Raw genomic sequence first — 13,520 nt, 5'->3', positions numbered from 1 at the left:
AGGACACCTCTCTTTCTACAGTACACCTAGCTTTTGATCTCTTCGATCTGTGATGAACATATGCCCGGGTGCATGAGTGATCGCAATGTCGGGTTTTGTATGCATGACAATGGCTTGCGGCGTCACACCACATGCCCAAAACACCGGGACTTCTCCTTCTTGGATCACAGATGGTTCTCCAAAGTCAGGCTGATTCACATCGGAAATGCCAATCACCGCTGGGTCCCCTATATGAATTGGACCACCATGGACTGATGGAAATCGAGATGTCACTTGAACACTTCTTGTGACTTGATGCGCCGGAATGGGTCTCATGCTGACCACCATCGGGCCATGAAAGACTCCTGCTTTTTCACAAGCTATATTCGTTTGATACATGGGTACGTTATGACCGTCTTCAATATGGCGGACAGGAATGTCATTCAGCATAAGCGCGTGCTCAAACGTAAAACTGCATCCAATGAGAAAGGCAACCATATCATCCTCCCAATAAGCAGTGATATCTGTCACCTCTTCTTCAAGAATCCCTTTTCGGTAAATACGGTACTTAGGAAAGTCCGTACGAATATCCGCTTGAGGCGCCGACCGTCTTGGTACTGGATCACCTTGGTCCAATACATCAAGCAATGGACAGGCAGCCGGATTCCGCTGGCAAAATAAAAGAAAATCAAAGGCAAGTTCCTTTTTGACAATCATTAAATTGGCTTGAGCAAACCCTTCCGCAAAGCCAGCCGTTGGTTCTGTGATCTTTTTTTCGCGAATCAATTCTCTCATCTGTGATGGTTCATATGTTTGATAAGTATTCATCTGAATCAGCTCCATAGTTTTGGAATTTCATTGATAATGGTATACCCGCCCATCAATGCCATGATGACAACGACAAATGCGCCTGATACTGTCAAAAAGAATGGATGTCGATAATCCCCGACAATGTCTTTCTTATAAGCCGCTACAAGTAAAGTGCCAAGTGCGATCGGTAAAATCAATGCATTGAGCGCCCCCACTAAAACTAATATGTTCACTGGTCGTCCGATCGTAATAAAACAAATAGTCGAGAGAGCAATAAAGCCGATGATAATCCCGCGCTGATTTTGTTCAATTTTTGGCGAGAAGGTTTTAAAGAAGGAAACAGACGTGTAAGCCGCGCCAATAACTGATGTAATGGCCGCAGCCCACATAATGATGCCGAACATTTTATATCCAACATTTCCAGACGCCAATTGGAATACAGAAGCAGGCGGATTGGCTGGATCAATCTGTAAGCCCTTTGAGACCACTCCTAGAACGGCTAAAAATAAAGCGACACGCATCACAGATGTAATGAGAATGCCGAAAACAGAGCTTTTTGTCACTTGAGGAAGTGCATCCTTTCCTTTAATGCCAGCATCCAATAGACGATGCCCACCAGCAAAAACGATATAGCCGCCAACTGTCCCCCCGACAAGTGTCACTATTGATAAAATATCAATTTCTTCTGGGACAAATGTTCTGAGCGCTGCTTCTCCAACTGGCGGAGCTGTTGAAACCGCCACGTACAGCATCAGGCCAATCATGACAAAACCTGCTATTTGTGTGAAACGGTCCATTGCTTTCCCAGCTTCTTTAATCACAAAGATCAAAATGGCAATGACAGCACTGATGGCTGCACCGATTCGCGGATCGACGCCGAAGATCACCTGAAAACCGAGCCCAGCTCCAGCGATATTTCCGATGTTAAAGGCAAGTCCTCCAATGACAATCAAAAAGGCCAGCACATAGCCAAGACCCGGGAGCACCATATTCGCTATATCCTGACCTCGTTTTTCTGAAACGGCAATGATGCGCCATACATTTGTTTGTGCAAAAATATCTAATAAAATGGAGATCAAAATGACAAACCCAAAGCTAGCCGCAAGCTGCTGTGTGAAGACGGTTGTTTGTGTTAAAAATCCCGGTCCGATCGCGGACGTCGCCATTAAAAAGGCAGCGCCCATGAGCATAGACCGATTCCCCTTTGGAGCCTTCATGTGTTTGACTTTCTCTGTTTTCATGCTGTTTCCCCCTTTGATGACAATTTTTATTGAAATGCCTTGAGATGAATACCGGCTTCTTTTAGCTCCGCTGTAATGGTTTTCGCAAATTGAAGCGCATGGCTGCCGTCTCCGTGAATGCAGACCGTATCTGCTTTGAGCTCGATATCTTCTCCTTGAACTGTACGAACCTTGCCTTCTCGCACCATACGAACAACCTGCTGGACGGCCCGTTCATCGTCTTCAATGAGTGCATGTGGTTCACGGCGTGATGTCAGCGTCCCGTCTGTTTGATACGTCCGATCAGAAAAAACTTCATGTGCCACTTGAAGACCTATTCGTTCACCTGCTAACGCAAGTTCACTGCCTGACAGACCAAATAACACTAGGTTAGGATCCACATCATACACTGCCTTCGCAATTGATTCAGATAATTCAGTATTTTTAGCCGCCATGTTGTAGAGGGCGCCGTGTGGTTTGACATGCTGCATCGTACCGCCCTCGGCCTTGAGAAAGGCTGATAGAGCGCCAATTTGATAGATGACAAGATCATAGGCTTCCTCTGCGGAGATAGCCATTGGACGTCTGCCAAAGCCGGCCAAATCTTGCAAACCAGGATGTGCACCAATTTTGACCCCTTTATCCAATGCCATTCTGACCGTCTTTCTCATAACCGTTGGATCTCCTGCATGAAAACCGCAAGCAATGTTGGCTGAGGTGACATATTCTAAGATTTGTTCGTCTGCACCGATTGTGTATTGACCAAAGCTTTCTCCCAAATCACAGTTGATATCCACTTGATACATAGAATCCCTCCTTGTTGTTCCGAAATACGGAATATAAAGTCCGAATATTCGAATTTATATTGATTATACCAACTTTGGATAGACTGCACATGAAATTGTCAGAAAATATAACAATCGAACTAGGAGAAAACAAAAAAAGCGAGAGGCAAAATCCTCTCACTTTTTCTGTCATGAAATGCACCTTATTTAGACAGCACCCAATGTTGGATGGCTTTTGCCACGCCGTGTTCTGTGTTAGGAGCCGTAATCCAATCAGCGGCCTCTTTCACCACTTCCTGGGCATTTCCCATCGCAATGCCTAACCCGGCTTCTTGAATCATGGCCATATCATTGAGGCTGTCGCCAAGTGACATGACGTTGTCCATCGTACAGCCAATGCGTTCTGCTACTTTTGCAAGAGCTGCCGCTTTGTTAATGCCGGCTGCATTGACTTCAATATTCGTTGGACTTGAGTTTGTGATCTCTAGGTGCTTATTTGTTTTCAATGTATTGAGTACTTCCTCACGAACGTCATCATCATGAATATCAAAGCCAAATTTCAGCCATTCATGGTCATGAATTCGTTCAGGAAATTCACCTCTCCACACCTTATCCACAGTTGAAGCCCAGTAATCGGTTTCGTACCTATTTTTTAAATCCCACATCATTTGGACATGATCAGGATGCAGCAGATCCCGTTCGATCAGCTGGAAGTTTGAATCCCAGATTTCACTTCCGTTTGCTGTCACAAGGTAAGACGATAACTTGAGCGGCTCAACCAGCTCTCGGCATGTCATCAGTGTCCGCCCTGTGCTAATGACCACATGGACCCCTTTTGCTTCAGCCTCTTTAATGGCTTGTTTATTTTCCTCTGGAATGATGTGCTCACTGTTTAACAGCGTGCCATCCATATCAATGGCAATCAATCGGATGTCTTTCTTATGAGCTTGTGTTGACAAATTGAGTACCCCACTTTGTATCGATTTTTGAAACTATCTTTATTTTAATATAAAGAGGAAGAAGGCACAAAGGGACGAGTTTGATCCCATAGAAAAAAGACCTTGTTGCAGGTCTTTTTCACATGTGCTTAGCGTTCACACGCAATGCCGTCTTTATCGCGGTCAAGGTGCTTATTTTTTTGATAAAGTGCTTTAGATACATAAGGCTTGTATTTTGTTTTTCCGCCTTTGTTTTTCGTGTTTTTGCTTTTTGCTACGCCGCCTTTATACACTTTGTTCAGCGCTTTGCAGTTTTTGTAAGACTTGACCGTTTTTGCATCTGCTGTGTGGGTGTCGACTTGTGTAAAAGACCTAAAGACAAGACAGACATGTACCCCCCCCAACTTTTAAACTTTTATCATATTTAGCCACTTTTTGTTTTTCGATATTATTGAGCTAAATATTTTGAAATGAATTACACCTTATATTCTATATGGTACAATGAGTGGGAAACCTTTCCGTTTTTGACACGTATATGAAGAGAGGAGTTTTTCACATGAAAATGAAATATACCATTCTATATGTAAACGATGTTGAGGCGAGTATTCATTTCTATCAGCATGTCCTTGGTTTTCCTATAAAACTCAGGGTTGAATCCTATGTTGAGTTTGACACTGGAGACGTGACGTTATCGATTAATTCACGTCAGGATGTCAAAGAAGCACTCGGATTGCCTGTCCCGGAAACAAATCAAGCGTCTCAAACGTTTGAGATTGGCTTTGTTGTGCATGATGTGGATCAAACGATTGCATCAATAAAAGAAAAAGGGGTTCCGATCATCAAAGAACCTGCCAAAAAACCATGGGGTCAAACCGTCGCTTATGTGTCTGATCCTGATGGTCATTTCATTGAAATATGTGATGCGGTCTCCTAATTGTCTTTGAAGGGAGTAAACCAGAATGAGAAAAAAACATGCCTTTTTCGCTGGTGTTTGCTCAATGATTGTGATGTGCAGCGCCGCTATGATGTTACAGCACCTTGAATGGATTGGGTTTGTCAGCGGCGGGATCTCTATTATTGGATTCGTGATGTCTGGGGTGCTAATGGGTGTTTGGACAAGTGGAGAAGAGACACGAGCAGCCTATCATTCTGAAACAAAAGAGCACCGCATGTGGCGTCTTGATACGGCTTTTCTTGTGATGACTTTTGCACTTCCGCACATGGCTGCGGCGATCTTTTATATTTTTATGCAAATAATAGATTTTAATTAAGAAGAGCTAGAAATTTGGCGGTCTTCTCTTTATTGAACGCACTTGTTTTTCCTATCATTTGCATACTGAGACTCTGTATTAAAACATTGGAATTTCTACGTTGATTGTACTGTCATGATTGTCATTCTGGAGATTATATATTTTGATAGTTATGAACCCTTACTTATCTACATGGTCTTTAAGTTTTTTCTCTGAAATTAGGAATTGGAGAAAGATTTATAAATATTATAAAAAAGTAATTTGTTAGGACATTTCATGGTTGGTATAATAGAAAATTATAAATAAGTATAGGAATAGGAGGAAGCATGGACTATATTCATCATATACTTGATAATGCAGCAAGTAAATGCAAAACAAAAACTGCAATAATAACTAGAGATGAAATTATTACATACCAGCAGGTACAAGAAATAAGTTACCAATTTGGGAATTTTTTGTTGGGTAAAGGTTTAAAAAAAGGAGATAGAATACTATTAAAACTACCAAATAGTATTGATTTAATCTGCTTATTAATAGGTATCTCTCGTGTTGGTGGGATATCTGTGATTATAAATCCTGAAACCACAAAATATAATCTCGACTATATCATTAGTGATTGTAGACCCAAATTAATAATATGTGAAGAGAATAATCCCTTCAAAATATCTAATAGTTCAATAATATTTATGAACTCTATCAAAAAAGAAATCAAAAATTATGATAAACACAAATTGTTGTCTGATGAAATTGAGAAAATAGACTTGGCATTATTGATTTATACTTCTGGAAGTACTGGGAGGCCTAAAGCTGTTGTTTCCACACATTCTAATGTCAAATTTTGCACCAAAGAAATATCTGAAGTTTTAGAAATTAATGATCGTGATGTAATTGGGAATTTTTTACCCTTCTCCTTTGATTATGGCCTATACCAAATATTTTTAAGTTTTTATAATAAAGCAACTTTAGCATTGGGGGAAGTTTGTCTTGCTGGAGTCCAATTTGTAAAGTTCCTAAAAGAATGGAAAGTTACTGTTTTACCTTCTATGCCACATTTAACAGAGGGACTAATTAAGCTATTGCCTAGATATTGTAATTATATTCCTCTAAGAATTATTACTAATACTGGTGAGAGTCTGCCTTTATCATATATTTCAAAACTTGAAGAGTTGATCCCTAATTGTGAAATTTATCCTATGTATGGCCTAACTGAATGTAAAAGGGTTTCAATACTAAAGCCAGATGAAATTGCTAATAAACCAGGTTCGGTTGGAAAACCCTTACGAGGTGTCAAGTGCTATGTCGTTAATGAACAGGGAAATAAATTAAAGGCAGGAGAAATTGGTGAGTTAGTGGTAGAAGGTCCTAATGTCATGGCAGGATATTGGAACAACAACACCCTTACTAATGAGAAATTTAAAAAAAACATCCATGGAGAAATTAATAAGCTTTATACAGGAGATTCATTTAAAATAGATGGTGATGGTTATCTATATTTTATAGGAAGAAAAGGTGATTATTATAAACAAAAGGGTTTTAGAATTAGTTCAAAGGAAATTGAAGATGCAGTTTATAATTTAAATTTAGCAGAAATAGCTATATTAATCCCACCTGATGATCTGGTTAATAAATCCGTTCTTTTTTTAAAGACAGAAAAATCTTTAAGTTATGTTAAGGAAAAACTCATAGAAAGAATAGAGCCTTATAAGATGCCAGATGAAATATTAATTTTAAAAAAAATGCCTGTATCTATGAATAAAAAAATTGATAAGTCAAAACTAAAAGAAATTAGGAGTCAGATTTAGATGGTTGATTACAATTGTTTAGTTGAAAAATATGGTAGTCCATTGTACGTTTATAATTTAGCGGAATTAACTCAATCATATCAAAAATTAATAAATTCACTTCCAAATGGAAGTATAATTTATTACTCTTTAAAGGCAAATCCTAATCCTGAGATCACTAAACATTTAATCAATCTTGGATGTTTTGCTGAAGTCTCTTCTATTGGTGAACTAGACACTGTATTGGCTATTGGTGCCCCGCCAGAGCATTGCTTATATACTGGCCCAGGAAAAACTAAAAAAGAGATAGAATATGCACTTTCAAAAAATGTTAGTCATTTTTCTGTTGAATCTTTTAATGAATTGGAAATAATTAATGATTTAACGAAGAATAATAATAAATTAATAAATATTACTTTAAGAATAAATCCTTCATTTAATGTTGGTAACGCTAGTATTAAAATGACTGGTCTTCCCTCTCAATTCGGTTTTGATGAAGAATATCTTAATAGTGATATATTAAAATCTTTTAAAGATAATAGAAATTTAAAGATAAATGGTTTTCATATCTATAATGGATCTAATTTTAATAATATAGACATACTTATAGACAACTATACTAATACACTAGAAACTATATTGAACTTGAAAAATAAATTATCCATTGATATTGAGTTCATAGATTTTGGAGGGGGATTTGCAGCACCTTTTGGAAAAAATTTAGACCTACCAGATTATAAAGAATTGAAAGATAGTTTAGAGGCTTTATTAAATAAGCACTTTAAGGTTAATAGTAGACCAATTATTGCGTTTGAATCAGGTAGATACTTAACAGCGACAAGCGGTTGTTTAATAGGTACTGTACAGTCTGTGAAGGAAAGCAAGGGGAAAAAATATTGTATTTTAGACTTTGGTATTAATCATCTTGGAGGAATGTCTGGATTACGAAGAATACCTACCATAGAACTTAATATACTTAAATCAGGTTTATCGGCAGAAGATTACACAAAGATGGAAAATGTTACTATTGTTGGCCCTTTATGTACACCTTTAGATTATTTAGCAAAGAATGTTTGCATAAGTAAATTACAACCAGGCGATGTTGTATTTGTACCTAATGTAGGGGCATATGGATTAACTGCAAGCTTACTTGCTTTCCTAAGTAGAGAAATTCCAAGAGAAATAGTAATAAATAATAAAAGTGTGATAAGTTCCCACACTTTAAGTATTGTTAGAGGAGTAGAGAATAATGGATAAAATTTTTATAGAAATTATGAATACACACCTTCAAGAAGAATTAAATAATAATAATAAAAATAAAGATTTAAAAGAATTAGGATTAGACTCCTTATCCTCTATTGAATTATTATTAGAAATTGAAGCAGCTTATGAAATAACCTTTCCTGATGAATTATTAACTGAAGACACATTTTCAAGTAGTCATAACTTATGGAGTATAGTAAGAAAGTTAAAAGGAAAGGCGGGATCAAAAAGGTGAAAATTAACGAAAAAGAATATTTGATAGATAAAGCATGGAAGATAAGAGATTTATTGGTTGGTGAATCTGAAGAAATAGATTTGTATAATAAATTCCCTGTCAAAGGATTGGACTTTCTAAAAGAAAATAAATTCATGAGCTTATTAATCCCTAAAGAATATAATGGGGATGAGTTTAGTATAAAAGAAATATCTGAGGTAGCTCAAATTCTAGGTAGCGGTTGTTTATCAACTTCAATGATATGGGGAATGCACTGCCAACAGGTAATGACATTAGTTAAATATACAGATAATGAATCGAAAAAAGCGATACTTAATGAAATAGTTAAAGAACAGTTATACATAGCCTCAGTAACCTCTGAATATGGAAAGGGTGGACATTTATTAACGTCTCATTCTCCTTTAAATTGGATTTCAAAAGATGAATTTTATATGAATAGAGACGCACCTACGGTTACTGGTGGTGCCTATGCAGATGCTTATTTAATTACTTCAAAAGCATATGAAGATGGTTTAGATTCTGAGGTTTCTTTAATTTATGCACTTCGTACGGCATTAAAAATCAGCCAAGTTAGTAATTGGAATGCAATGGGGATGAAAGGAACCCAAAGTACCGCAATACATATTGGTGGTTTATTAAAAGATAAAAATATAGTAACAACAGTTAAATTCGAAGAAGTTGCTCAATACACATTAATTCCAATGGCTCATATTATGTGGGTATCAAGCTGGTTAGGTGCTGCAAAAAATAGTTTTAAACAGTTAATAAAGGCATTTAGAAAAAATAAATCGATGAAGAAATATAATTCTGATATTATGATTTATCGGTTATCAGAAATCCGTTTATTGTTAGATACAGTTGATATATATCTAAATCATGTAGTAGATGTTTATGAAAAAAATCACAATAATAAACAACTAGATATATTATGTTCAAGGACTTTTAATATTCACTTAAATAATTTAAAAATTATAGGGTCAGAAAACCTTTTTAAAGCGGTGGATAATTTAATTGAAGTAGCAGGTTTATATCATGGCTATCTAAAAAATTCAGAGACTACATTAGAACGTACTTTCAGGGATTTAAGGGCAGCCTCTTTAATGTATCATAATGATCGTTTAAAGATTGCAAATGGAAAGATGTCGTTATTTGATTCGAACCTACTGCCCCATAGATTAAGCTAGACAATTACTAAATTAAGTGCTTTATTCACTTTTATAAAAGAAAATTAAATATAACCTAAAACATGAAAGGCTGCAAAGCTTAATTAAAAAATGCTTTGCAGCTCTGCTATTTTACACCTTAATATTTTTAAAAAAGCAATTCCTTTTTATTTTCGCATATGTTCAAGTGAATTATTCCAATTCCTTAAATAAATCCCTAAACTTGTTTTGATTTTTATATTAGCTGCTGTATTTAATGCCTCCCTACAATTAGGAACAGCAACTCCTAAACCACATTTTTCTACCAAAGTTATATCATTTTCTGCATCTCCAAAGGCAATTACACTATTTAGATTAATTCCAATAGGTTGAATTATTTTTTTTAAGCCCTCAGCTTTGCAAGAATTAGCTGGATATAATTTGATTCCGTTAAGATATCGGATGTTATAACCCCTTAAATCATCGTTTTGAAATAAAATTTCTTCTATGCTAATTTTATTAGCTTCATAGAATAAATATATTTCTGTAACTTTATTAAGTTCGCTTAGTTCTTTAATATCTAAGATCTTTATAACATTTCTCGGAATTCTATAAATTAATTTGTATTTCATTAGAGCTCTTTTAGAATTTGAATAAAGTAAGCCATTAGATTCAATTACAAATGATGCATTAGCACAATAACTGTGCACTATAGATTTAACTGTAACACTAGGTATGGGATTTAAAATCTGTATTTCATCTTTAAAATAATTATAAATTACATTCCCATCATTAAGGACGAGATTACTATTAAATAAGTTGAAGAAATTTTGAGAAATCCTTAAATTTTTAATCGATTGAGCATTTCTCCCTGTAGCTATAAATAAACTTACACCGTTTAATTTAAGTAAAGTTAGCCCTTCCAAAACTCCTTCAAATAAATTTTCATCTTTGTCAAGTAGTGTACCATCTATATCAAAAACAGCTGTTTCATACTTATAATTCTCATTCATAGGCACTCTCTCTTTTAAAAGATTTTAAGGGGTAACAAATAATAGGCAACTTAAAACTTTCCTCTCTATCAACTTTTAGGGTTAATTAGTTCTTTATTCACCTTATAGATATCGAACATTCTTTCTATTAAATTTTCATTATCATAAACGAAAGCAAGACTATCACTGTCATAGTGATAAACATTATTTAAAATTGTATCTTCTTTTACAATTAAGTTGTTTAAAATCCTATCAAAAGAGGTGGTATCAAAAATTTTTTGAATATATTTAAGCGCAAAAAATATTTGGTTTTCAAAATTGTATTTCTTTGAAAATTCAAGTACCCAGTTCCAGTCTATTTCTTTTTTAGCAAGTAAATAGTAGATATCAGCTAACTTATATAAGAGCAAATCTTTATGCATCTTAACATCTCTGTAACAAATGGCTTCTTTATAAAAATGTTCTGCTAGAAAAATTAGTAAACTTTCCTTATTCAGCATAAATATCTTCTGATTATTAATTTCAAATTCAATTTTTCTCCTAAATAACTCATCAATAATATTAATGTTGTGATTTTTAGTCATTAAATTTACAGAAAAATGAAGATCAATTATGTGTTGAGTCAGGAATTGCTCGCTATCCACAACATTTTTTACAAGTGGAACTATCTCGTGTGAACTAAGTTTTCTTACCAATATTTCTTTACGATTAGGCTTTATTATTTTAGAGTGATGTTTAGATTCTCCTTGTTCATATCCAAGTGATAATATTAAGCTTTTAGCTCGTTCAGTATCATCGGGATGAACCAAAATATCGTTATCATTAAAGTCACGAAGCCCTAAATCTTCATAAACATATTCAGATAAACTGATACCTTTTAATAGAACATATTCTATCTTATTCTCCGTAAGCGATTGACAGATCACAGAAGTATATTTAAACTGTTCGTCGGCCCTACATTTTTGTATGGAATAAGCATTCTTAAGATATTTGTATAATCTCGGGAAAGCACATCGGTTACTATCATCGTTAAAAAAGTATTGTTTTAAATTTAACCAAGCTATTCCAGCGACACGATGCACTTCCAACATACCAATAATTTTATCCCACTCTAGGTTTTTATGAAGTAAATCCACTAAATGTTCTTTTTCGTATAAGTTTAGATCTTTTTTTGTTAATAATATAATCAGTTTATATTCATTTCTTAAATCCTTATTATTCATATATATATCTCCTTTATTTTTACATACTAAATCTCTTTTTGTTAATATTACATTTTTATTATTTAATCATAACAAGAAATAAAATTAAAACCTAACATTTGAGCAATCTATATATTGATGCTGTTTAGATAACGGCAGCTATAAATATCCTCGTTGGGATATCTAAACCATAGAAATTTCCACTGTTTTCACTTAGATGGTTGGGCCTTTAGCGATTTAGACTGCAGTGATTAAATATATACCACGATAAGCCAATGGGATAGTATTATCGGTTGCATATAGATTCACTCCTGAATATAAATATCTTATTCCATTAGAAGACTGTTATACTGCACCTTTCAGGTGGTAGTGAAACTTGTCAAATGCTCATAACTCCCTGATAAACTACCATACTGAACTTATGATAGTAACTATAATTTAAAAAAGGAACAGATGAAGACCCTTAGTAAACATTATTTAGAAGATGAAAGACAAAGTCAAGGGTAGAACATCTCCCTTTATATCAAAAACAGGTGACTTACTTTCTACTCTCATTTTCTCCGCTGAATTAAATCCCCAGATTGTATGTATTACAATTAGAGAAGTGAATGTCTCATTTTAATTCCATTGTTTTAATAACTAGTTCCAAACTTCATTCATATTGTAGGAATATTTAAACTTGTTAAGGAAGCACAATACACACTTTTGTATATTTTAACAGCAATTTCAAAAATTTGATTGAAAACGGCATGGTTATCTGTATAATTAGTTGTGTATTTAGAAGATTGCATATCATCCACTCATTTCTTGGTCATTTTGAGTTTAATATAAGCAACTTGTTTACTTTTTCAGTATATATCCATAAGTAAGGATTAGAAAAAATAGATTTAAGGAGTATAATAATAATGCCAATAGATTCTCAAGTTCAACAACTGTTAAATGAAATCAACAAATTAATGCATGACTTAAATCATCCACCCTTAAGCCAAACGTCTCCAGAGGATGCTCGGTATTATTCAAAACAAGGAAGAACTTTGTTTTCAAAAGTTAAAATTACAGATGTAAAAAAGGAAGATATCCTGATTCCAAGTTCTAATTTTGAAATACTAACCAGAATTTACTCTCCTAACGGAACAGGCCCTTTTCCTGTCCTTATCTACTTACATGGAGGAGGATGGATAATGGGAAGTATAGATGGTGATGACGACGTTTGCTCGTATATTAGTAAGCTATGTGAATGCGTGGTTGTCTCAGTAAATTATAGGCTATCCCCAGAACATAAATATCCAGTACCTCTAGATGATACAATGGCAACAATAAATTGGGTAAAATCAAATATAGCGTTTTTAAATGGAAATATAGAGCGAATTGCAATTGGTGGCGAAAGTGCTGGGGGTAATTTGGCGGCGGCGGCGACAATAAAAGCTAAGGATTTAGGATGGCCTCCCTTATTTTGTCAACTGTTAATATGTCCTGTGACACACCATTCGTTTGATACAGATTCATATAAAAATTATAAATATAATTTAAGCGAAGAAGCAATGATTAGATTCTGGGATTGGTATCTAAAGAGTCCAAATCAAGGTCTTGAACCTTATGCGTCTCCATTGTTAAATAAGGATTTTAGTAGTTTACCAAAAGCCCTAATAGTTACAGCTGAGTTTGATCCTTTAAGAGACGAGGGTGAAGCTTATGCTACATTACTCGAACAAGCAGGGGTCCCAGTAGAAAAAGTTCGCTATACACAATTAGTTCACAGCTTTATTCATATGACAGAAAGAAGTGAGTTAGCAAAGAAAGCTTTATACGATATATTATCAAGATTTAAGAGAATCCTTCACGGATCTTCAGTACACTTAAATATAGATTGAATTCATAATTTCTACACCATAACTTTATAAGTGTCGAACTTAAATTATAGGT

The 13,520-nt window shown here is 34.9% G+C and carries 14 protein-coding genes; 7 read left to right on the top strand and 7 right to left on the bottom strand.

Annotated elements, in window-relative coordinates; translation table 11 throughout:
- Positions 1-15 precede the first annotated feature (15 nt).
- From NSS76_RS02340 to NSS76_RS02320, 5 genes are all read right to left on the bottom strand, one after another.
- Entirely contained in the window at positions 16-807 is a 792-nt protein-coding gene (locus NSS76_RS02340; RefSeq protein ID WP_341080525.1) for a putative hydro-lyase, read from the bottom strand.
- 5 nt (positions 808-812) lie between these two features.
- On the bottom strand, positions 813-2,030 hold the full coding sequence (locus NSS76_RS02335) for an NRAMP family divalent metal transporter (RefSeq protein ID WP_341080523.1): 1,218 nt from the start codon (positions 2,028-2,030) through the stop codon (positions 813-815).
- 26 nt (positions 2,031-2,056) lie between these two features.
- Positions 2,057-2,815 carry a LamB/YcsF family protein gene (locus NSS76_RS02330; protein WP_341080522.1) on the bottom strand — a complete coding sequence of 253 codons (759 nt, stop codon included), beginning with the start codon at positions 2,813-2,815 and terminating at the stop codon, positions 2,057-2,059.
- 182 nt (positions 2,816-2,997) lie between these two features.
- Positions 2,998-3,753: a Cof-type HAD-IIB family hydrolase gene (locus NSS76_RS02325; RefSeq protein ID WP_024425552.1), complete on the bottom strand. Its 756-nt coding sequence runs from the start codon at positions 3,751-3,753 to the stop codon at positions 2,998-3,000.
- Between the two features lie 128 nt (positions 3,754-3,881).
- Positions 3,882-4,136 (bottom strand): excalibur calcium-binding domain-containing protein, encoded by a 255-nt coding sequence (locus NSS76_RS02320; RefSeq protein WP_341080519.1) that lies wholly within the window; start codon positions 4,134-4,136, stop codon positions 3,882-3,884.
- A gap of 152 nt (positions 4,137-4,288) precedes the next feature.
- Here NSS76_RS02320 and NSS76_RS02315 point away from each other — a divergent pair, with 152 nt between their 5' ends.
- From NSS76_RS02315 to NSS76_RS02290, 6 genes are all read left to right on the top strand, one after another.
- The gene (locus tag NSS76_RS02315) at positions 4,289-4,666 is read left to right on the top strand and encodes a VOC family protein (RefSeq protein WP_206534089.1); all 378 of its coding nucleotides are present in this window, start codon (positions 4,289-4,291) and stop codon (positions 4,664-4,666) included.
- A 25-nt stretch (positions 4,667-4,691) separates the two neighbouring features.
- Positions 4,692-5,003, top strand: coding sequence for a DUF5316 family protein (locus NSS76_RS02310; RefSeq protein WP_311165045.1), 312 nt, complete (start codon positions 4,692-4,694; stop codon positions 5,001-5,003).
- Between the two features lie 305 nt (positions 5,004-5,308).
- Complete coding sequence (locus NSS76_RS02305; protein WP_311165044.1) at positions 5,309-6,784, top strand: class I adenylate-forming enzyme family protein; 1,476 nt, start codon at positions 5,309-5,311, stop codon at positions 6,782-6,784.
- Positions 6,785-8,020: a decarboxylase gene (locus NSS76_RS02300; protein ID WP_311165043.1), complete on the top strand. Its 1,236-nt coding sequence runs from the start codon at positions 6,785-6,787 to the stop codon at positions 8,018-8,020.
- Positions 8,013-8,261 (top strand): phosphopantetheine-binding protein, encoded by a 249-nt coding sequence (locus NSS76_RS02295; protein WP_311165042.1) that lies wholly within the window; start codon positions 8,013-8,015, stop codon positions 8,259-8,261. The genes NSS76_RS02300 and NSS76_RS02295 overlap by 8 nt, the downstream gene beginning before the upstream one ends.
- Entirely contained in the window at positions 8,258-9,445 is a 1,188-nt protein-coding gene (locus tag NSS76_RS02290) for an acyl-CoA dehydrogenase family protein (RefSeq protein ID WP_311165041.1), read from the top strand. Before NSS76_RS02295 ends, NSS76_RS02290 begins: the two co-directional genes overlap by 4 nt.
- Positions 9,446-9,591: 146 nt before the next feature.
- Here NSS76_RS02290 and NSS76_RS02285 read toward each other — a convergent pair whose 3' ends face one another.
- Positions 9,592-10,416 (bottom strand): HAD-IIB family hydrolase, encoded by an 825-nt coding sequence (locus tag NSS76_RS02285; protein ID WP_311165040.1) that lies wholly within the window; start codon positions 10,414-10,416, stop codon positions 9,592-9,594.
- A gap of 68 nt (positions 10,417-10,484) precedes the next feature.
- On the bottom strand, positions 10,485-11,618 hold the full coding sequence (locus tag NSS76_RS02280) for a nucleotidyltransferase domain-containing protein (RefSeq protein WP_311165039.1): 1,134 nt from the start codon (positions 11,616-11,618) through the stop codon (positions 10,485-10,487).
- An 884-nt stretch (positions 11,619-12,502) separates the two neighbouring features.
- Here NSS76_RS02280 and NSS76_RS02270 point away from each other — a divergent pair.
- Positions 12,503-13,468: an alpha/beta hydrolase gene (locus NSS76_RS02270; RefSeq protein WP_311165038.1), complete on the top strand. Its 966-nt coding sequence runs from the start codon at positions 12,503-12,505 to the stop codon at positions 13,466-13,468.
- Positions 13,469-13,520 lie beyond the last annotated feature (52 nt).

It is taken from the genome of Bacillus sp. FSL R5-0654, assembly GCF_038008745.1.
In the GTDB taxonomy this organism is placed as follows: Bacteria; Bacillota; Bacilli; order Bacillales; family Bacillaceae; genus Bacillus; species Bacillus safensis.
This window is presented reverse-complemented; position numbering and strand designations above follow the sequence as displayed.